The organism is Streptomyces sp. NPDC093591, from assembly GCF_044764885.1.
Lineage (GTDB): Bacteria > Actinomycetota > Actinomycetes > Streptomycetales > Streptomycetaceae > Streptomyces.
Map to the genome: position 1 here is coordinate 357,398 of NZ_JBIWIY010000006.1, position 18,584 is coordinate 375,981.

Genomic DNA, 18,584 nt, shown 5'->3' on the forward strand with positions numbered 1-18,584 from the left:
GCCCGGGTCACGGGCGCCCGCGCTGACCGCGCAGGTGATCGGCGATCGGCTTGAGGGCCTTGTCGAGCTCCGTCAGGGACTCGGGGGGCAGCAGGTCGATGAAGTGTCTCCGCACGGACGCCACATGATGCGGTGCGACCTTCTGCATCGTCTCCATGCCGTGCTCGGTGAGCACCGCGTAGAGCCCGCGGCGGTCGGACTCGCAGTTCTCACGCCGGACCAGGTTCGCGTTCTCCATCCGGGTGATCTGGTGGGAGAGGCGGCTCTTGGACTGGAGGGTGGCCGACGCGAGGTCGCTCATCCGCATCCGTACGTCCTCCGACTCGGAGAGATTCACCAGGATCTCGTAGTCGTTCATGGTCAGGCCGAACGGCTGCAGGTCCCTCTCGAGCTGGTACGTCAACAGCCTGTTGACCTCCAGGTGGGTGCGCCAGGCGCACTGCTCCGCATCGCTCAGCCAGCGGGTGGCCGTCTCGGTCTCCATAAATGAAGTCTACCTAAAATGTTGAAAGGCGAACTAGTGAGGGTTTTCTGTGACATGCCTGTGTGCGCACACGTTCGATGTCACACTCCGCAGACTACCGCTCACAGCCCGAAGTGACGCTGGAGGTCTCCCAGCTGTCCGGGAAGGCGCGGTGACCCAGCCATTTGTGAAGGGCCTGTGTGGGTGCCCCCGGAACCGGGTACTCCGGCGTCCGGCGGAACCGCCCCCGTGGCCTGCTCGGCCATGAGGGTCTCGGTCGACTGGAGCAGGACCGTGCCCGCCCCGACGAACTCGAACTGATGCTCCTCTCCGGAGGCCCCGCCGAGGCCTGTCAGTGCACGTAGACCGCCCATTACGCCGGTCATGTAGCCATGGTCGTAGTGGTGGCACGGCGACGGGCAGTCGGCCCAGCCGACGAGGGCCTGCGGGTCCACCCGGATCGGGGGTTCCATGAACACCACCGGACCGTTAGATGCGGCCACGAACTTTCCGGTTCCGATCAGTGTCAGAAAACCCGGCACAATCGATTGCTTGAGCGCGAGACTTGGCTGAAAAGCGAGCAGGTTGCCCGAGCGAATGGTCAGGTTGCCGTCTTCGAGGTCGTACGAGTTCACATCAAAGGCCCGGTCGGCCAGCAGCATCTTGCCCGAGCCCTCGGCCACGACCCAGTCGCTCGCGTGCAGAGGTGAATGAAAGGACGTACGGACAAGTCGGTCGAGTCGGCCGTGCCCGACGCCGTTGAACTCCATCGAGCCGTAGTAGGCGATCATCTTCCCCTTCTGCAGGAACCACTGGCTCCCCTTGAGCTCCACGCAGAAGGTGTAGGCGTTGACGTTGTCGTCGGAGGGCAGCGTCATGGGGTCGTACACGGTCGGACCCGCGCCCGGGTAGTGGCTCACAGCTTCTCCTCCGAGGCCTGGACGTACACCGCACCGCTCCCACTGAGCTCCAGCTGGAAGGCCTCACCGGAGCCGCGGCCCACCATGTCGCGCCAGCCGAGCGCGGTGGACAGCTTGTTGCGCACGTCGCCGTGATGGGCGACGTAGGCCTGCGGGTCCACGTGCACGGGACGCTGCGGGGTGATCGGAATCTCGAAGACACCACCGTGCGCCATGACAGCCACGGCCCCATGCCCCTTGAGGGTCGTGGTGAACAGCCCCTGCCCGCTGATCTGCCCCCGGACCATGCCCATGACGCCGCCCTGCGAGCCGAGGAACATCGTGCCCTGCTGAAGGGTCCCCTCGAAGGCGAGGAGACGGTCCGCCTCGACGCACAGGGTGTCGCCGGAGAGGTTGATCACCTGGACGTGATGGCCGCCGTGCCCGAAGAGCACGGTGCCGCTCCCCTCGACGGTCATCAGCGGAGTGTCCTCGTTCGCGACCCGCCGCCCGATCATCGACATGACCCCGCCCTGGCCGCCGCCCATGTTCGGCGTGAAGGACACCTCGCCCTTGTAGGCGAGCATCGCCCCCCGCTGACTGAACAGCCGCTGCCCAGGCGCAACGACGGCCTCGACCATCCTGGAGTTGATCTCACGGAAGCCCATGTCACACGTCCCCCGCGATCGTGTTCCGCTCGCTCGGCTGCACGTACACCAGCCCGTCCCCCTCGAACCGGATCTGGAAGGCCTCGCCACCGCCCTCGCCCATCAGGGTGCGGAAGGTCACACCGGACTGGAAGGACTGCCGCAGGTTGCCCTGATGGGCCACATAGGCCCCCGGATCGACGGTCAACGGATACTGCGAGCTGACCCGCAGCACGACCGCCGGCCCGTCCGACATGATCGCCGCCTGTCCGTGCCCCTCGACGGTGGTCGTGAACAGCCCGTTGCCCTGCGAGGCGCCACGCATCCCCGTGAAGCTCGTCCCCGTCCTGAGCCCCGAGTCGGTCGCGAGCAGATTGCTCGACTCCACATACAGCTTGTCCCCCTGGAGACTCACCAGGTTGATCTCCGAGGCCCGGTCCGCGAACCAGCACGTCCCGTGCCCTTTCACCTCCATCACCGTCATCTGCTCGCCGGTGAGCCGCCGGGTCACCATGCCCCGGATGCCCTCCCCGCCGCCGCTCATCTTCTTGAATGCCATCTGCCCGTCGTACGCGACCATCGAGCCGTTCTTCGCCTTCACGGCGTCCCCGGTCATGTCGACGGCGAGCACCTTGCTGCCCTGAAGTCGGAACATCGCCACGCAGCGAAAGGTAGCCCGCGGTACGGGCCACCAAAAGGTCCTGAAGGTGGACATCACCCCTGACGGCACCCCGAGCCACACTCACTCCCGGCGTTTGCCACAATGGGCGAGCGTTTGTGCTTGCGTTCACAAGCTGATCCGAGCCGACCCACGTCTCTCCCGCCGAACCCACCGAAGGTGACCCGTGGACATCAAGACCGCCACCGCCCTCCGCCGCCTCCGCCTCGTCTCGGGCCCCGAGGCGGTGTCGTTCCTGCTCCTGCTCGTCTGCTCGGTGCTGAAGCGGACCACCGACTTCAACGCGGTGCCCGTGATGGGCATGGTCCACGGCGTCCTCTTCATCCTGTACGTGATCTTCTGGGCGGACGCCTGGAACCGCACCAAGTGGTCCCTGAAGACCGCGGCCCTCTACTTCGTCCTCTCCGTCCTGCCGACCGGCGGCTTCTTCGCCGAGCGCAAGCTCAAGCGCGAGGCCGAGAACGCGGTCATCGCCTCCCGCGCCCGCAAGGAAGGCATCGTCAACGCATGATCGTCGCGTTCTCCGTGACCCCGCTCGGCGTCGGCGAGGACGTGGGGGAGTACGTCGCCGACGCCGTCCGCGTGGTACGCGAGTCGGGCCTGCCCAACCGCACCGACGCGATGTTCACCTCCGTAGAGGGCGAGTGGGACGAGGTCATGGACGTCGTCAAGCGCGCCGTGGCCGCCGTAGAGGCCCGGGCGCCGCGCGTCTCGCTGGTCCTCAAGGCCGACATCCGCCCCGGCGTAACAGACGGCCTCACCTCCAAGGTGGAGACGGTGGAACGACACCTGGCCGACTGAGCCGAACGACGACGCTCCACACCGCCGTACCCAAGTCCCCGGCCGAACGGGGACTTGGACATACGCCCGACCGGTGGCCCCCGCGGCGCCGCACCCGCGTACGGCGGCGAGGGGACGGGTCGGGGGGTGTCCGCCCGCAGAGTCCGGTGTCAACAAACGGCACCTCTCGCGCAAGGTCCAGCACCGGACCGAGGACGGACACCCCCCGGCCCGGCCCCGACCCACCACACAACCCAAGGCGCTACGCGTACCCCCACCCACCGCGACAGGCCGCCGCAGGCATAAACGCGTACCCCCACCCCGCGCCCCCGCGACGTCACATACCGCGCCCCCACACCCCCCTGACACGGCGTCGACCCCCAGCGAGCACACCCTCGCGGCCAGTTCCCTCAATTGGCCCGCGCGGCTCGCGGTCCCCGTGGCCCTGACCCACGATGAAGGCTCAGGGCCGAAACCCGCGTTCGCGCAGGTGAACACGGACGGCCGCCGCTTGCTCCCGCGAAGGAAGGGTCCGCCGGATGACCACTTCGCCCTACACATCCCAGTCGGCATTCGACGGTTCCAGGATGCGCGTCATCCTGCTCGTCGATCTCCACGAAGGCGCCCAGCAAGAGTTCCTCGACGCGTACGAGTACATGCGTGACCGAGTCGCGTCGGTTCCCGGTCACCTCGGTGACCAGTTGTGCCAGTCCCTGGAGAACCCGTCCCAGTGGGTCATCACGAGCGAATGGGCGACCGCCCCGCCGTACCTCGCCTGGGTGAACAGTGAAGAGCATCTCGAGACGGTCAGGCCCCTGCAGAACTGCGTCCGCGACCTCCGCTCGATGCGTTACGGCATCGTCCGCGAGACCGGCCGCGCCCGCCCGGACGCCGGCGGACTCCAGACGACCGTACGGGTCGGCGACGGTGTGACCCGCCACGCCCTGACCTTCACGGTCAAGCCCGGCTCCGAGTCCAAGGTCACGGAGATCCTCGCCGGCTACGCGCCACCCCAGGCCCGCGTCGACGACTCCACGCGGCTGCGCCGCACCACCCTGTTCCTCCACGGCAACCGGGTCGTCCGCACCGTCGAGGTGGAGGGCGACCTGATGGCCGCCCTGCGCCACGTCTCGCGCCAGCCCGAGATCCGGGCCGTCGAGGAGGCCCTCAACCCCCACCTGGAGCAGCACCGCGACCTGTCCGACCCCGAGTCCGCGCGGGCCTTCTTCGCCCGCGCCGCCATGCCGGCCGTCCACCACGTGGCACGCGGCGGACCGGAACCGGACGGCCTCACACGACGCGCCCTGTACTACCCGGCCCGCCCGGGCTGCGGGATGGCGCTGGCCCGGCTGCTCTCCCGGCAGGACGAGACCGCGGCCGCCGACCCGGCCGGCCCCGTCCACCGCAGCACCGTCTTCCAGCGGGAGGACATCGTCGTCCGCCTCGTCGACGTACGCGGTGACCCCGAGACCGATCCGGTCAGGGTGCTCGGCATCCACGGCCCGCGCAAGGCCGCCGTGCTGACCCGTCTGCTCGACGGTGACGCACTCGGCGTGGCGGGACCGCCCACGGACGGGCGCGAGGCTACCCGCCTCCTGACGCACGCCGACATGGCACTGATCACCGACCGCAGGGCTGCGCAGTCCTGACGGCGCAGCGCAGGGACCCACACCCCACCGACCGACCTGGAGACAGACCATGGAGAAGATGCGCCCGCGCGTCGTGGACGTGAACGAGATCGAGCCCAACCGCAAGCGTGGTGGCGACCTGCGCACCCTGCTCACCCCTGTCACGGTGGGAGCCACGAGCGGTTTCATGGGCCTCGCCATCATGCGGCCCGGCGAACGCATCAGCGAGCACTACCACCCGTACTCCGAGGAGTTCGTGTACGTCGTCGAGGGCAGGCTGGAGGTCGACCTGGACGGAGAAACGTTTTCCCTCCGTGCCGACCAGGGCCTCATGATCCCCATCGACATGCGGCACCGCTTCCGCAACGTCGGTGACGAGGAAGCCCGGATGGTCTTCCACCTGAGCCCGCTCGCCCCGAAGCCGAGCCTCGGCCACGTCGACACGGAGGCCCCGGAGATCAGCGACGACCTCAAGCCGTACCCGCTCGTCCAGGAGGAGAGCGGGCGGCCCGAACGTCGCGGGGTCCTCTCATGACCCGGCGGGTGGCGGTCACCGGCATAGGCGTGGTCGCTCCGGGAGGCATAGGGGTACCCGCGTTCTGGGACCTCCTCGCGAGCGGCCGTACCGCGACACGTGGCATCACCCTGTTCGACCCCGAGGGACTGCGGTCCCGCATAGCCGCCGAGTGCGACTTCGACCCGCTCGCCCACGGCCTCGACCCCGAACTGGTCGAACGCGCCGACCGGTACATCCAGTTCGCCCTCGTCGCCGCGACGGAGGCCGTGACCGACAGCGGAGTCGACTTCGCCGCGGAGGACCCCTGGCGCGTGGCCGTGTCCCTGGGCAGCGCGGTGGGCGGCACGACCCGCCTCGAGCACGACTACGTCCTGGTCAGCGAACACGGGCAGCGCTGGGACGTCGACCACAACGCCGCCAACCCGTACCTGCACCGCGCCTTCTCGCCCAGCACGCTGGCGTCGGACGTCGCCGAGCGGTTCGGCGCCCAGGGACCGGTGCAGACCGTCTCCACCGGCTGCACCTCCGGGCTCGACGCCGTGGGGTACGCCTTCCACACCATCGAGGAGGGCCGCGCCGACATCTGCGTCACCGGGGCGTCGGACTCCCCGATCTCCCCGATCACCATGGCCTGCTTCGACGCCATCAAGGCCACCTCGCCCAACAACGACGACCCGGAGCACGCCTCCCGCCCCTTCGACGCCCACCGCGACGGATTCGTCATGGGCGAGGGCGCCGCCGTCCTCGTACTGGAGGAACTGGAACACGCCCGCGCGCGCGGCGCGCACGTGTACTGCGAGATAGGCGGCTACGCCACCTTCGGCAACGCCTACCACATGACCGGGCTGACCAGCGAGGGACTGGAGATGGCCCGGGCCATCGACGCCGCGCTCGACCACGCGCGCGTGGACCCCACCGACATCGACTACGTCAACGCCCACGGCTCCGGCACCCGCCAGAACGACCGTCACGAGACCGCCGCGGTCAAGAAGTCCCTCGGCTCCCACGCCTACGACACACCCATGAGCTCGATCAAGTCCATGGTGGGCCACTCGCTCGGGGCGATCGGCGCGATCGAGGTCGTCGCCTGTGTGCTCGCCCTGGCCCGGCAGGTGGTGCCGCCCACGGCGAACTACGAGACCCCGGACCCCGAGTGCGACCTGGACTACGTACCGCGCACCGCACGCCCGCGCAGGCTCGACCACGTGCTCTCCGTGGGCAGCGGCTTCGGCGGTTTCCAGTCCGCGGTGCTCCTCACGGGGCCGGGTGGGAGGACGAAATGAGTGGTAGTGGCATACGCCCCCGGCACACCGCCGTCACGGGGATCGGAGTGGTCGCCCCCAACGGCCTGAACGCCGACACCTACTGGAAGTCCGTCAAGGAGGGCGCGAGCGTCCTGGACCGCATCACCCGGGACGGCTGCGAGAACCTTCCGCTCCGCGTCGCCGGCGAGGTCCGCGGATTCGACGCGTCGGCCCTCATCGAGGAGACCTTCCTCGTCCAGACCGACAAGTTCACCCACTTCGCGCTGGCCGCCGCCGACGCCGCCCTGCAGGACGCGGGGCTGAGCAGCACCGCCGCCGACTCGCCGTACTCGGTCGGCGTGGTCACCGCGGCCGGCTCCGGCGGCGGCGAGTTCGGCCAGCGGGAACTGCAGAAGCTGTGGGGACAGGGATCCCGGTACGTCGGGCCCTACCAGTCCATCGCCTGGTTCTACGCGGCCAGCACCGGCCAGATATCCATCCGCAGCGGCTTCAAGGGCCCTTGCGGGGTGGTGGCCAGCGACGAGGCGGGCGGCCTGGACGCCGTCGCGCACGCCGCCCGGGCCGTGGACCGGGGCACGGACGTGGTCGTGGTCGGGGCGGCCGAGGCGCCGCTCGCCCCCTACTCGGGGGTCTGCCAGCTCGGTTACCCCGAACTCAGCACCGTCGAGGACCCGGCCCGTGCCTACCGTCCCTTCACCCCGGCGGCCTGCGGCTTCGTACCCGCCGAGGGCGGTGCCGTACTGATCGTGGAGGACCTGGAGCGGGCACAGCGTCGTGCCGCGGTCGTCCGGGCCGTCGTGGCGGGACACTCCGCCACCTTCACCGGCGCCTCGCACTGGGAGCAGTCACGGGAGGGGCTCGCGCACGCCATCCGCGGCGCCCTCGACGAGGCGGGCTGCGCACCGGAGGAGATCGACGTGGTCTTCGCCGACGCGCTGGGTGTCCCGGAGGCGGACCGCGCCGAGGCCCTCGCCCTCGCCGACGCCCTCGGCCCGCACGGCACCAAGGTGCCCGTCACCGCCCCCAAGACCGGTATCGGGCGGTCCTACTGCGGGGCACCCCTGCTGGACATCGTGGCCGCGGTGCAGGCCATGGAGCACGGGCAGATACCGCCGACCCCGAACGTGTTCGACGTCTGCCACGACATCGACCTGGTGACCGCCACGGCACGTCCGGCCGAGCTCCGCACGGCCCTGGTCCTCAGCCGGGGACTCATGGGCTCCAACGCGGCGCTGGTCGTGCGTCGCGGACCCGGATCCGCTGTCTAGTACGACAAGGAGAACAAGCATGACCACTGAAGTGACCCAAGTGACCGTCGAGGAACTGGCCGCGCTGATGAAGACGGCCGCCGGCGTGACCGTCGACCCGCACGAGCTCGCGAGCCGGGCGGACGCCACCTTCGCCGACTTCGGGCTTGACTCGCTCGGCCTCCTCGGCATCGTGGGCGAGCTGGAGAACCGGCACGGCCGGGCGCTCCCCACCGACGCGGAGCGCTGCAAGAGCCCGCGCGCCTTCCTCGACCTCGTCAACGGCGCACTCGCGACGGGAGCCTGAGGTGGCCGGACACACGGAGAACGAGATCACCATCGCCGCACCCGTCGACCTCGTCTGGGACATGACGAACGACCTGGACAGATGGCCCCAGTTGTTCAGCGAGTACGCCTCCTGCGAGGTGCTGTCCCGCGAGGGCGACACGGTGACCTTCCGCCTGACCATGCACCCCGACGAGAACGGCAAGGTGTGGAGCTGGGTCTCGGAGCGGGTCGCCGACCGCGAGAAGCTCATCGTCCGCGCCCGCAGGGTCGAGACCGGGCCCTTCGAGTACATGAACATCGTCTGGGAGTACGAGGAGACCCCCGACGGCACCCGGATGCACTGGACGCAGGACTTCGCCATGAAGCCCGACGCCCCGGTCGACGACGCCTGGATGACCGACAACATCAACCGCAACTCGCCCATCCAGATGGCCCTCATCCGCGACCGCATCGAGGAGGTCTCATGCACCACGCCCTGATCGTCGCCCGGATGGCGCCGCAGTCGGCACCGGACATAGCCGACGTCTTCGCGGCCTCCGACCGCGGGGAACTCCCGCACCTCGTCGGTGTGACCCAGCGCTCCCTCTTCCAGTTCGGCGATGTGTACATGCACTTCATCGAGGCCGAGCAGGACCCCGGTCCCGCCATCGCGAAGGTGGCCGGGCACCCCGAGTTCGTCGACATCAGCAGGAGGCTCGAGGCGTTCGTCAGCCCGTACGACCCGCAGACCTGGCGCAGCCCCAAGGACGCGATGGCGCGGCGCTTCTACCACTGGCACCGGGACTGAACGACGTACGAAAGCCGCCGCCCGCGCTGAACCAGGCGCGGGCGGCGGCTCTTTCGGTGACAGTTGGTCACTGGCGGGCGAGCCCCGGCATCAGCCGAAGCGCGTTCTCCCGGTTGATGCCCTCGAGCTGTTCCTCCGACAGGAACGGGTCGCTGTCCAGGGCGGGCGTCACGCTGTCGGCGATGACATGCGCGGGGGTGGGCGGCCAGTCCGTGCCGAAGAGGATGCGGCCGGGGTCCACCGCCGTCAGCAGGGTGGGCGTGGCCGAGGGGGACATGGGCCCCGCCGTGTCGAAGTAGAACCGGTGCAGGTAGTCACGGACCCGGCCGGGCTCGATGGCGGGGGTGATGCGCCCGCCGAAGAGTTCGAGCCGGGTGGCCATGTAGGGCAGGAAGCCGCCCCCGTGCGGCAGGATGAAGCTGAGGTTCGGATAGCGGTCCAGGGTGCCGTTCCTGATGAGGTTGATGGCCGCGCGCGTGGTGTCCATCAGGAAGTCGCACACGAAGGGCGGCATTCCCGGCAGTCCCGCCGCTCCGTCCTTTCCGGCCGGTACGTCCATGGGGTGCGTGCTGATGACCGCGGACCGGTCGTTCAGCTCCCGCAGGAGGCGGTCGTGCGACTCGTCGCCGAGGACCACGCCGTCCATGCTCGTGCGCGTGCTCACCCCGATGGCTCCGAGCTCGTCGAGGCCGTACGCCAGGCTCCACGAGGAGAGCTCCAGGTCGTCGAGGAACACGGGGGTGAAGAAGGCGAAGCGCGCGGGGTGGCTCTCGACGACGTCGGCCGCCGCCCGCAGGGCGACGCGTGCGCTCTCCTGGCGCTCCGCACGCTCACGGAGCCGGCCGAGCATCGCGACGGTCATGACGGACGTGCCGATGCCGTTCTTGTCCATGACCTCCAGTGCCGTGTCCAGGTCCCAGCGTGTCCACCAGGGCAGCTTCTCGCGGTTGACCACACCTCGTTCCTCGGCCCAGTCCAGCCAGGCGGGAGCGGTGAAGTGGTGGTGGACGTCGACGCGTCCGGCAAGGGTCATAACAACGTCCTAGGGGTGGGTCGTTCAGTGGGGTCGCTCTGGGAGTGGCTTCAGTCGCGGCAGAGCACGGACTGCAGCACGTTGGTCAGCATGCGATCGGCGTCCGGCATGGCGGCGTCCGCCCGCCAGGCGACGAAACCGTCGGGGCGTACGAGTACGGCACCGTCCTCGGCCGTGCCGTGCAGCTCCGCCCAGTCGGCGTCCGGGTCGGGGGCCAGGTCGTGGTCGGGTCCGGTGCCCACGAGGTACACCTCGACCGGGAGGCCCAGGTTCGAGGAGGCCTTCTCCGCCGCGGCCCGCCATTTCTGCCCGCCGGACCCGGCGAGCAGCACGAAGGAACGCTCGTACAGGTCGAGCGTGGAGATCCTGCCGCCCCCTGTCGTCACCCACATGTGCGGCGCACGGCTCCCCGGCTCGCCGCCCAGCTGGAAGGCGTCGGGGACGATCGGCCGCTCCGCGGGGGCGTCCAGCACGGCAGGGGAGGTGTACCGATAGCACAGGGCTACGGTCATCAGGTCCGCCGGGTCGTTGTTGCGTCCCGCGGCGGGACTGAATCCCGGGTGCTGCTCGTCGGCCGCCTGGACGCACGCGCGCGTGCCCGTCGCGAGGGCGATGGGCCGTCGTTCACGCTCGTAGGTGTCGAGCAACGGCAGGCCCGCCCAGCCGCGGAGCACCGAGGCCAGCTTCCAGGCGAGGTTGTGGGCGTCCTGGATCCCGGTGTTGGAGCCGAACGCCCCGGTGGGCGGCATCTCGTGGACCGCGTCGCCGGCCAGGAAGACCCGGCCCTCGCCGTAGCTGTCCGCGACCCGCTTCGACGCGTGCCAGGGCGCCTTGCCCGTGATCTCGACGTCGATGTCCGTGACGCCGACGGCGGCGCGGATGTGCGCCGCCAGCCGCTCGTCGGTGAAGTCCTCCAGCTCTTCGCCCCGGTCGGGATACCAGGGCACGTGGATCACCCAGCGCTCCTCGTTGTCCACCGGCAGCAAGGCACCCTCGCCCCGGGGGTTGGTGACGTAGCAGACGACGAATCGTTTCTCTCCCACGTGGTTCTTCAGCGCCCTGCTGCGGAACGTGACGCTGACGTTGTGGAACAGCTCGCCCGGCCCTGACTGACCGATCCCCAGATGGTTGCGGACGGGGCTTCTCGGGCCGTCGGCGGCCACCAGGAAGTCGGCGTTCACCGTGTAGGTCTCACCGGTCTCCCGGTGCCTGATCCGGGCCCGCACCCCCTCGCCGTGCTGGGTGAAGGAGAGCATCTCCGAGCTGAAGCGGATGTCGGCGCCCTGCTCGGTGGCGTAGCTCAGCAGGACCGGCTCGAGATCGTTCTGGCTGCACAGGCACCAGTCCGAGGAGCTGACCCGCGAGATGTCCATGCCCCCGGCGATGTCCCCGATGATCCAGCGGCGCTGCTTCCCGGTGAGGGTGTCCACCTGGAGAATGCCGTCGTTTCCGGCGAGCACACGGGCCGCGTCCCGAATACGTGATTCGAGGCCGGCGGTCCGGTAAATCTCCATGGTGCGCACGTTGTTGCCACGGCCACGCGGATGCGTCGATGTCGCGGCATGGCGCTCCACGAGCATGTGCTCGATACCGAGGCGCCCCAGGAAAACCGAAGTGGAAAGACCCACCAGGGATCCGCCGACGATGAGAACTGGTACAGATTCCGCTTCGTGTCCGCTCACGTCGACGATGTTTACCAAGCCGGACTGCCACACACACGTCGTACGACGAGCCGACCCGTATGGCGCAGTGCCGTTTGCGGCGTGGTGTCGCCCGGGAAACGGTGGCTCTGACCGACGGAATCCGACCGCCGGAATCCACGCCTACCCCGGGGATCCAGTCATGACGCAAGCGTTCGCATCCGAGGAATCCGAGGCACTGTCGCCCGAGGAGGCCGCGACCGCGGCCTCGAACTGCACCCGGGAGTTTCGGGCCGACCCGCACCCCGTGTACGCCGCGCTCCGGGAGTCGGCGCCGGTCTGCCCGCTGTCTCCGCCGCACGGCGTCGAGACGTACCTCATCACGCGCTACGACGACGCGCGTGCCGCCCTGGCCGACCCCCGGCTGAGCAAGGACATGTACGGCGCCATCGACGCCTATCACCGCATCTTCGGTGACTCGTCGATCGCGCTGGACGACAACATGCTCTTCTCCGACCCGCCTAAGCACACCCGGCTCAGGAGGATCGTCGGCAGCACCTTCACGCCAAAAAGGGTGGAATCGCTGCGTACGCGCGTGCAGGAAATCACCGATGAGCTGCTGGACCAATGCCCGACGTCCGGTCCGGTGAACCTGCTCCCCGAGTTCTGTTTCCCGCTGCCGATGCACGTCATCTGTGAACTCCTGGGCGTTCCGGAAAACGAACGCAAACAGGCTCAGGAATGGTCCGCCACCGTCGCGCAGACCGGTTTCGGGCCGGAGGCGAGAAAAGCGCTGGAAATCGCCGAGGGAAACCTGCGCGACTATCTCGCGGAACTGTGCACACGGAAGCGGACCGAGCCGGACGGCGGTCTGCTCAGCGCACTCGTCACGGCCCAGGACCAGGAGGGCTCGCTCACCGACCACGAACTCGTCTCGACGGCGTGGGTGCTCCTCTTCGCGGGCCACAAGTCGACGGCGTACCAGATCGGCAACGCCGTCTACCACCTGCTCAGCCGGCCGGACCAGAAGGAACTGGCGCTGCGGGACGCGAACGCCATGAACGCGGCCATCGAGGAGATCTTCCGGTTCGAGACCTCCGTGGAGAACTCGACCTTCCGCCACGCGAAGGAAGACATCGTCATCCGGGACGTGCTCATCCCCAAGGGCGCGCTCGTCCAGATCTCCATCACCGGGGCCAACCGTGACCCGGAGATGTTCGCCGAGCCCAACGAGATGGACGTCCAGCGCCCGAACGTGCAGGCGACGCATCTCGCCTTCGGCTACGGCCCGCACTACTGCATCGGCGCGCCCCTGGCCCGGCTGGAGATGCAGACCGCCCTCACCTCGCTCTTCGCGCGCTTCCCCCGCATGGAGCTGGCCGTGGCACCGGAGGACGCGCGCTGGCTGACCGTGCCGTTCCCCGCCTTCCGCGGGCTCGCGGAACTCCCGGTCGTCCTCGACCCGTCATGACGGGCGGCCCCTCGGCCCCGGAGCGGGTACGGGTGATCCGGCTGCTGCGCGTGCGCGCCGGCATGGAAGCGGACTTCGTACAGTCCTACAAGGGCGTACTCGCGGGGGCCGCGCGATTCCCCGGACACCTCGGCGAACAGCTGTGCCGTTCCCTGGACGATCCCGCGCAATGGCTGCTCACCAGCGAGTGGAACAGCCTCGAAGCCGTCCAGCGGTGGCGCACCGACCCCGAGCACCGGACCCTGGTCGAGCCCATGAACGCCTGCCTGCACGACGACCGGTGGACGGCGGTCTTCCAGGTGAAGGAGACAATGACCGTCTGAGCGGCCGACCGAAAGACGAGACGGGGCTGACCAGCATGTGACCGGCCGGTAAGGTCGGTCCCGTGCCGAAGCCGCTCAGTCTTCCCTTCGATCCCATCGCCCGCGCCGACGAACTCTGGAAGCAGCGCTGGGGAAACGTGCCGTCGATGGCGGCCATCACCTCGATCATGCGCGCGCACCAGATCCTGCTCGGCGAGGTCGACGCGGTGGTCAAGCCGTACGGACTGACGTTCGCGCGGTACGAGGCCCTGGTGCTGCTCAACTTCTCCAAGGCCGGCGAACTGCCGATGTCCAAGATCGGCGAGCGGCTGATGGTCCATCCCACGTCGGTGACGAACACCGTCGACCGGCTGGTCAAGTCGGGCCTGGTCGACAAGCGCCCCAACCCCAACGACGGACGCGGCACGCTCGCCTCCATCACCGACAAGGGCCGCGAGGTCGTCGAGGCGGCCACCCGCGACCTGATGGCGATGGACTTCGGGCTCGGGGTCTACGACGCCGAGGAGTGCGCGGAGATCTTCGCGATGCTGCGCCCGCTGCGGGTGGCGGCGCACGACTTCGAGGAGAGCTGACCCGCCCCGACCCCGGGCAAGATCCCCCGGAACGGGTGGTTACGCTCTTACGCATGAAGAAGAGCGTCCTGACCCGCTACCGGGTGATGGCCTACGTCACCGCCGTCATGCTGCTCGTGCTGTGCACCTGCATGGTGTTCAAGTACGGCTTCGACATGGGCGAGGACGTCACCTTCGCCGTCTCCCAGGTCCACGGCTTCCTCTACATCATCTACCTGGTCTTCGCCTTCGACCTCGGCTCCAAGGCCAAGTGGTCGTTCGGCAAGCTGCTGTGGGTGCTGCTCTCCGGGACGATTCCCTTCGCGGCCTTCTTCGTCGAGCGCAAGGTCACACGCCAGGTCGAACCCCTGGTCAGCGAGCCGGTCCCGGCTGTCGCCAAGGCCTGACGAAGCCTGACGCAACCGCCGTACCGACGCGTACGGCGGTTCTCCCATCGACATTTACTAGGACGTCCTAGTAAATTCGAAGCTATGGACGCTGACGCCATCGAGGAGGGCCGCCGTCGCTGGCAGGCCCGGTACGACGCCGCGCGCAAGCGCACGGCCGATTTCACCACGCTCTCCGGCGATCCCGTGGAGCCGGTGTACGGACCCCGACCCGGGGACAGGTACGAGGGCTTCGAGCGGATCGGCTGGCCGGGGGAGTACCCCTTCACCCGCGGGCTGTATCCGACCGGCTACCGAGGGCGGACGTGGACCATCCGGCAGTTCGCCGGGTTCGGCAACGCCGAGCAGACCAACGAGCGCTACAAGATGATCCTCGGCAACGGCGGCGGCGGTCTCTCGGTCGCCTTCGACATGCCGACGCTCATGGGCCGCGACTCCGACGACCCGCGCTCGCTCGGCGAGGTCGGGCACTGCGGTGTCGCCATCGACTCGGCCGCCGACATGGAGGTCCTGTTCAAGGACATCCCGCTGGGCGACGTGACGACGTCCATGACGATCAGCGGGCCGGCCGTGCCCGTCTTCTGCATGTACCTGGTGGCGGCGGAGCGGCAGGGTGTGGATCCGGGGGTGCTCAACGGGACCCTCCAGACCGACATCTTCAAGGAGTACATCGCCCAGAAGGAGTGGCTCTTCCAGCCCGAGCCGCACCTTCGCCTCATCGGCGACCTCATGGAGTACTGCGCGGCCGGCATCCCCGCCTACAAGCCGCTGTCCGTCTCCGGGTACCACATCCGCGAGGCCGGCGCGACGGCCGCGCAGGAGCTGGCGTACACGCTGGCGGACGGGTTCGGGTACGTCGAACTGGGGCTCTCGCGCGGCCTGGACGTCGAAGTCTTCGCCCCCGGCCTGTCCTTCTTCTTCGACGCGCACGTCGATTTCTTCGAGGAGATCGCCAAGTTCCGTGCGGCGCGGCGCATTTGGGCGCGGTGGATGCGGGACGTGTACGGGGCGCGGAGCGAGAAGGCGCAGTGGCTGCGCTTCCACACGCAGACCGCCGGAGTCTCGCTGACCGCGCAGCAGCCGTACAACAACGTGGTGCGTACCGCCGTGGAGGCGCTCGCGGCTGTGCTCGGCGGGACGAACTCGCTGCACACCAACGCCCTCGACGAGACCCTCGCGCTGCCGAGCGAGCAGGCGGCCGAGATCGCGCTGCGCACGCAGCAGGTGCTGATGGAGGAGACCGGCGTCGCCAACGTGGCCGACCCGCTGGGTGGTTCGTGGTACGTCGAGCAGCTGACCGACCGGATCGAGGCCGACGCCGAGAAGATCTTCGAGCAGATAAAGGAGCGGGGACTGCGGGCGCACCCCGACGGACGGCACCCGATCGGGCCGATCACGTCCGGGATCCTGCGCGGGATCGAGGACGGCTGGTTCACCGGGGAGATCGCCGAGTCGGCGTTCCGCTATCAGCAGGCCCTGGAGAAGGGTGACAAGAGGGTCGTGGGGGTCAACGCCCACACCGGCTCCGTCACCGGCGACCTGGAGATCCTGCGCGTGAGCCACGAGGTGGAGCGGGAGCAGGTGCGGGTGCTGGGGGCCCGCAAGGACGCGCGGGACGACGGTGCCGTGCGGGCCGCGCTCGACGCGATGCTCGCCGCCGCGCGGGACGGCGGCAACATGATCGAGCCGATGCTGGACGCGGTCCGGGCCGAGGCGACCCTGGGCGAGATCTGCGGGGTGCTGCGGGACGAGTGGGGGGTGTACACCGAGCCGGCCGGGTTCTGAGTGTGCTGAGCTAAGAGGCTCCGGCCAGGCCCAGGAGCAGGACGCGCGTGAAGCTGCGTACCCACTCCTCGTCCGCCGGCTCCGCGCTCACCAGGGTGCGGTGCACCACCGCGCCCGCCACCACGTCGAAGACCAGGTCCGCTGTGCGTGCGGCTTCCTCCGGATCCGTCTCCGGGGGGAGCTCGCCGCGTCTCTGGGCCCGGGAGCGGCCCTGGAGGACCAGGCGTTTCTGGCGGTCGACGATGGAGCGGCGGATGCGCTCGCGCAGGGCCTCGTCCCGCGTCGACTCCGCCACCACCGCCATCAGTCCGCTCTTCGCCTCGGGACGGGCCAGGATCGCCGCGAACTGCAGGACCACGCCCTCGATGTCGGCGGCGAGGCTCCCGCTGTCGGGGAGCTCCAGTTCGTCGAAGAGTTCCGCGACCGCGTCCACCACCAGCTCGTTCTTGCCGGACCAGCGGCGATAGAGGGTCGTCTTCGCAACCCCGGCGCGCGTCGCCACGTCTCCCAGGGTGAGCTTGGACCAGCCCACCTCGACCAGCGCCTCCCGCGTCGCGGCCAGGATCGCCGGGGCCGCGGCGGCGCTGCGCGGGCGGCCCGGGCGGGCGGCGGAGGTGCGGCTCTGCATCCCATGACCATATCCCCGCTATATCAGGGGATTCTGTGATGCCGTGAGGGAGATCACCGGAGGATGGTGCCCCGGAGGCACTCGGTGCCATTACGCTACGACTCGTAGCGAAAGCTTGCGATGGACGTACGCGAGCGACCGCACGGACGGCGCGGGTGGGGACCCGGCGTCGGAACGGCATCAGGGAACAGCATCAGGCCGGACCGGCTTTCACGGTGCTTTTCACGTGTGCGTGGGGTACGGGGGAGGATAGACGCATGCAGCCACGGAACATGTCCATGAGCGGAGTCGTCGACCTCGCCGCGGTGAAGGCGGCCCAGGAGGCCAAGGCGAAGGCGGAGCAGGCGCGTGCCGAGGCCGCCCGGCAGGGCGGGGGCACCGGCGCCGTATCGCCCGCCGATCTTGTTATCGATGTGGATGAGGCCGGGTTCGAGCGGGACGTCCTCCAGCGGTCCGCCGAGGTGCCCGTCGTCATCGACTTCTGGGCCGAGTGGTGTCAGCCCTGCAAGCAGCTGAGCCCGGTACTGGAGCGGCTCGCCGTCGAGTACAGCGGCCGGTTCCTCCTCGCCAAGATCGACGTCGACGCCAACCAGATGCTGATGCAGCAGTTCGGCGTCCAGGGGATCCCCGCCGTCTTCGCCGTCGTCGCGGGTCAGGCGCTGCCGCTCTTCCAGGGAGCGGCCGGCGAGGCACAGATCCGTCAGACGCTCGACCAGCTCGTCACCGTCGCCGAGCAGAGGTTCGGCCTCACCGGCCTCACCGTCGACCCGGACGCCGAGCCCGGTGGCGCCCAGCCCGCTCCCGCAGCGCCGTCCGGTCCGTACGACGCGCTGCTCGAGGCCGCCGTACAGGCGCTTGACGCGGGTGACTTGGGCGGCGCCGTCCAGGCGTACAAGAACGTCCTGACCGAGGACCCGGCGAACACGGAGGCCAAACTCGGGCTGGCCCAGGCCGAGTTGCTCCAGCGGGTACAGGGCGCCGACCCCCAGCAGGTGCGCAAGGACGCCGCCGAGAAGCCGGCCGACGTGCAGGCGCAGATCGCCGCCGCGGACCTGGATCTGGTGGGCGGGCACGTCGAGGACGCCTTCGGGCGACTCATCGACACCGTGCAGCGCACGGTGGGTGACGACCGGGATGCCGTACGGCTTCGGCTGCTGGAGCTGTTCGAGGTCGTGGGCGGCGAGGATCCGCGGGTGGCGGCGGCGCGCAGGGCCTTGGCGCGCGCGCTGTTCTGACCGGGGTCGCGTGCGGGGTGGCGGCCCCGTTCTGACCAGTCACTAAACGCGCAGGCACGTGTTGCCTGAGTGAAAGATCTGCTGACAGGGCATCAAAGCGGCCGCGCTTTACCAAATCTTGGTAATCGCGGCCGCAGTTACTGCGGGTAAGTCGCAGGCGTCGTTCTGTCGGATTCTGTCCCATGATTACTGGACTTGTCCGGTCACTGGGCAACACCCTGTGTCGCTGATCGAGACCGGGGGGTCGTTGTTCGGTTATCCCGCCGTTACTACCGAGTAACGAAGCCCCTTGTGCGGGCGGCGAGAATGCA

At 69.1% G+C, this 18,584-nt stretch carries 22 protein-coding genes; 15 read left to right on the plus strand and 7 right to left on the minus strand.

Annotated features, from left to right (window positions below; genetic code table 11):
- Positions 1 to 7 precede the first annotated feature (7 nt).
- The 4 genes from ACIREI_RS15815 to ACIREI_RS15830 form a co-directional block, all read right to left on the minus strand.
- The gene (locus ACIREI_RS15815; RefSeq protein WP_403332790.1) at positions 8 to 484 is read right to left on the minus strand and encodes a MarR family winged helix-turn-helix transcriptional regulator; all 477 of its coding nucleotides are present in this window, start codon (positions 482 to 484) and stop codon (positions 8 to 10) included.
- Positions 485 to 585: 101 nt separating this feature from the next.
- Positions 586 to 1,383, minus strand: coding sequence for an AIM24 family protein (locus ACIREI_RS15820; protein WP_403332793.1), 798 nt, complete (start codon positions 1,381 to 1,383; stop codon positions 586 to 588).
- Positions 1,380 to 2,030, minus strand: a complete 651-nt coding sequence (locus tag ACIREI_RS15825; protein ID WP_403332795.1) for an AIM24 family protein — start codon at positions 2,028 to 2,030, stop codon at positions 1,380 to 1,382. The genes ACIREI_RS15820 and ACIREI_RS15825 overlap by 4 nt, the downstream gene beginning before the upstream one ends.
- Before the next feature lies 1 nt (position 2,031).
- On the minus strand, positions 2,032 to 2,664 hold the full coding sequence (locus ACIREI_RS15830) for an AIM24 family protein (RefSeq protein ID WP_403332970.1): 633 nt from the start codon (positions 2,662 to 2,664) through the stop codon (positions 2,032 to 2,034).
- Positions 2,665 to 2,854: 190 nt separating this feature from the next.
- Between ACIREI_RS15830 and ACIREI_RS15835 the strand changes: the two genes are divergently transcribed.
- From ACIREI_RS15835 to ACIREI_RS15875, 9 genes are all read left to right on the plus strand, one after another.
- Positions 2,855 to 3,199, plus strand: a complete 345-nt coding sequence (locus ACIREI_RS15835) for a DUF3817 domain-containing protein (RefSeq protein WP_403332798.1) — start codon at positions 2,855 to 2,857, stop codon at positions 3,197 to 3,199.
- Entirely contained in the window at positions 3,196 to 3,489 is a 294-nt protein-coding gene (locus ACIREI_RS15840; RefSeq protein ID WP_403332801.1) for an MTH1187 family thiamine-binding protein, read from the plus strand. Before ACIREI_RS15835 ends, ACIREI_RS15840 begins: the two co-directional genes overlap by 4 nt.
- A gap of 518 nt (positions 3,490 to 4,007) precedes the next feature.
- Positions 4,008 to 5,117, plus strand: a complete 1,110-nt coding sequence (locus ACIREI_RS15845) for a SchA/CurD-like domain-containing protein (RefSeq protein ID WP_403332804.1) — start codon at positions 4,008 to 4,010, stop codon at positions 5,115 to 5,117.
- A 49-nt stretch (positions 5,118 to 5,166) separates the two neighbouring features.
- Complete coding sequence (locus ACIREI_RS15850; RefSeq protein WP_369172428.1) at positions 5,167 to 5,631, plus strand: cupin domain-containing protein; 465 nt, start codon at positions 5,167 to 5,169, stop codon at positions 5,629 to 5,631.
- A complete protein-coding gene (locus tag ACIREI_RS15855; protein WP_403332807.1) occupies positions 5,628 to 6,896 on the plus strand; it encodes a beta-ketoacyl-[acyl-carrier-protein] synthase family protein in 1,269 nt (422 codons plus the stop codon). Before ACIREI_RS15850 ends, ACIREI_RS15855 begins: the two co-directional genes overlap by 4 nt.
- Complete coding sequence (locus tag ACIREI_RS15860) at positions 6,893 to 8,146, plus strand: ketosynthase chain-length factor (protein WP_403332810.1); 1,254 nt, start codon at positions 6,893 to 6,895, stop codon at positions 8,144 to 8,146. The genes ACIREI_RS15855 and ACIREI_RS15860 overlap by 4 nt, the downstream gene beginning before the upstream one ends.
- A gap of 19 nt (positions 8,147 to 8,165) precedes the next feature.
- Positions 8,166 to 8,432 carry an acyl carrier protein gene (locus tag ACIREI_RS15865; RefSeq protein ID WP_403332813.1) on the plus strand — a complete coding sequence of 89 codons (267 nt, stop codon included), beginning with the start codon at positions 8,166 to 8,168 and terminating at the stop codon, positions 8,430 to 8,432.
- A gap of 1 nt (position 8,433) precedes the next feature.
- A complete protein-coding gene (locus ACIREI_RS15870; protein ID WP_403332816.1) occupies positions 8,434 to 8,892 on the plus strand; it encodes an SRPBCC family protein in 459 nt (152 codons plus the stop codon).
- Positions 8,877 to 9,200, plus strand: a complete 324-nt coding sequence (locus ACIREI_RS15875) for a TcmI family type II polyketide cyclase (protein ID WP_403332819.1) — start codon at positions 8,877 to 8,879, stop codon at positions 9,198 to 9,200. The genes ACIREI_RS15870 and ACIREI_RS15875 overlap by 16 nt, the downstream gene beginning before the upstream one ends.
- A 67-nt stretch (positions 9,201 to 9,267) precedes the next feature.
- Here ACIREI_RS15875 and ACIREI_RS15880 read toward each other — a convergent pair whose 3' ends face one another.
- Together ACIREI_RS15880 and ACIREI_RS15885 are read right to left on the minus strand one after the other, a co-directional pair.
- Entirely contained in the window at positions 9,268 to 10,233 is a 966-nt protein-coding gene (locus tag ACIREI_RS15880) for an amidohydrolase family protein (RefSeq protein WP_403332822.1), read from the minus strand.
- Between the two features lie 50 nt (positions 10,234 to 10,283).
- Positions 10,284 to 11,915 (minus strand): FAD-dependent oxidoreductase, encoded by a 1,632-nt coding sequence (locus tag ACIREI_RS15885; protein WP_403332825.1) that lies wholly within the window; start codon positions 11,913 to 11,915, stop codon positions 10,284 to 10,286.
- 160 nt (positions 11,916 to 12,075) lie between these two features.
- Here ACIREI_RS15885 and ACIREI_RS15890 point away from each other — a divergent pair, with 160 nt between their 5' ends.
- The 5 genes from ACIREI_RS15890 to ACIREI_RS15910 all read left to right on the plus strand — a co-directional run bounded on the left by ACIREI_RS15890 (position 12,076) and on the right by ACIREI_RS15910 (position 16,410).
- Positions 12,076 to 13,344, plus strand: coding sequence for a cytochrome P450 (locus tag ACIREI_RS15890; protein WP_403332828.1), 1,269 nt, complete (start codon positions 12,076 to 12,078; stop codon positions 13,342 to 13,344).
- Entirely contained in the window at positions 13,341 to 13,667 is a 327-nt protein-coding gene (locus ACIREI_RS15895; RefSeq protein ID WP_403332831.1) for an antibiotic biosynthesis monooxygenase family protein, read from the plus strand. The genes ACIREI_RS15890 and ACIREI_RS15895 overlap by 4 nt, the downstream gene beginning before the upstream one ends.
- Before the next feature lie 62 nt (positions 13,668 to 13,729).
- Positions 13,730 to 14,239 carry a MarR family winged helix-turn-helix transcriptional regulator gene (locus tag ACIREI_RS15900; protein WP_403332834.1) on the plus strand — a complete coding sequence of 170 codons (510 nt, stop codon included), beginning with the start codon at positions 13,730 to 13,732 and terminating at the stop codon, positions 14,237 to 14,239.
- A 53-nt stretch (positions 14,240 to 14,292) separates the two neighbouring features.
- Positions 14,293 to 14,625 carry a DUF3817 domain-containing protein gene (locus ACIREI_RS15905; protein ID WP_128434727.1) on the plus strand — a complete coding sequence of 111 codons (333 nt, stop codon included), beginning with the start codon at positions 14,293 to 14,295 and terminating at the stop codon, positions 14,623 to 14,625.
- Positions 14,626 to 14,709: 84 nt separating this feature from the next.
- Positions 14,710 to 16,410: a methylmalonyl-CoA mutase gene (locus ACIREI_RS15910; RefSeq protein WP_403332837.1), complete on the plus strand. Its 1,701-nt coding sequence runs from the start codon at positions 14,710 to 14,712 to the stop codon at positions 16,408 to 16,410.
- Between the two features lie 10 nt (positions 16,411 to 16,420).
- Here ACIREI_RS15910 and ACIREI_RS15915 read toward each other — a convergent pair whose 3' ends face one another.
- Positions 16,421 to 17,038, minus strand: coding sequence for a TetR/AcrR family transcriptional regulator (locus tag ACIREI_RS15915; protein WP_403332840.1), 618 nt, complete (start codon positions 17,036 to 17,038; stop codon positions 16,421 to 16,423).
- Between the two features lie 257 nt (positions 17,039 to 17,295).
- Between ACIREI_RS15915 and ACIREI_RS15920 the strand changes: the two genes are divergently transcribed.
- Entirely contained in the window at positions 17,296 to 18,273 is a 978-nt protein-coding gene (locus ACIREI_RS15920) for a tetratricopeptide repeat protein (protein WP_403332843.1), read from the plus strand.
- The last annotated feature ends 311 nt before the right edge of the window (positions 18,274 to 18,584 follow it).

Bases quoted from the DNA above. Each gene is read 5' to 3' on its own strand.
- ACIREI_RS15880 (WP_403332822.1), bottom strand. From the start codon at position 10,233: ATGACCCTTGCCGGACGCGTCGACGTCCACCACCACTTCACCGCTCCC.
- ACIREI_RS15845 (WP_403332804.1), top strand. From the start codon at position 4,008: ATGACCACTTCGCCCTACACATCCCAGTCGGCATTCGACGGTTCCAGG.
- ACIREI_RS15865 (WP_403332813.1), top strand. From the start codon at position 8,166: ATGACCACTGAAGTGACCCAAGTGACCGTCGAGGAACTGGCCGCGCTG.
- ACIREI_RS15830 (WP_403332970.1), bottom strand. From the start codon at position 2,664: ATGTTCCGACTTCAGGGCAGCAAGGTGCTCGCCGTCGACATGACCGGG.
- ACIREI_RS15905 (WP_128434727.1), top strand. From the start codon at position 14,293: ATGAAGAAGAGCGTCCTGACCCGCTACCGGGTGATGGCCTACGTCACC.
- ACIREI_RS15855 (WP_403332807.1), top strand. From the start codon at position 5,628: ATGACCCGGCGGGTGGCGGTCACCGGCATAGGCGTGGTCGCTCCGGGA.
- ACIREI_RS15915 (WP_403332840.1), bottom strand. From the start codon at position 17,038: ATGCAGAGCCGCACCTCCGCCGCCCGCCCGGGCCGCCCGCGCAGCGCC.
- ACIREI_RS15850 (WP_369172428.1), top strand. From the start codon at position 5,167: ATGGAGAAGATGCGCCCGCGCGTCGTGGACGTGAACGAGATCGAGCCC.
- ACIREI_RS15895 (WP_403332831.1), top strand. From the start codon at position 13,341: ATGACGGGCGGCCCCTCGGCCCCGGAGCGGGTACGGGTGATCCGGCTG.
- ACIREI_RS15840 (WP_403332801.1), top strand. From the start codon at position 3,196: ATGATCGTCGCGTTCTCCGTGACCCCGCTCGGCGTCGGCGAGGACGTG.
- ACIREI_RS15825 (WP_403332795.1), bottom strand. From the start codon at position 2,030: ATGGGCTTCCGTGAGATCAACTCCAGGATGGTCGAGGCCGTCGTTGCG.
- ACIREI_RS15920 (WP_403332843.1), top strand. From the start codon at position 17,296: ATGCAGCCACGGAACATGTCCATGAGCGGAGTCGTCGACCTCGCCGCG.
- ACIREI_RS15815 (WP_403332790.1), bottom strand. From the start codon at position 484: ATGGAGACCGAGACGGCCACCCGCTGGCTGAGCGATGCGGAGCAGTGC.
- ACIREI_RS15910 (WP_403332837.1), top strand. From the start codon at position 14,710: ATGGACGCTGACGCCATCGAGGAGGGCCGCCGTCGCTGGCAGGCCCGG.
- ACIREI_RS15890 (WP_403332828.1), top strand. From the start codon at position 12,076: ATGACGCAAGCGTTCGCATCCGAGGAATCCGAGGCACTGTCGCCCGAG.
- ACIREI_RS15860 (WP_403332810.1), top strand. From the start codon at position 6,893: ATGAGTGGTAGTGGCATACGCCCCCGGCACACCGCCGTCACGGGGATC.
- ACIREI_RS15875 (WP_403332819.1), top strand. From the start codon at position 8,877: ATGCACCACGCCCTGATCGTCGCCCGGATGGCGCCGCAGTCGGCACCG.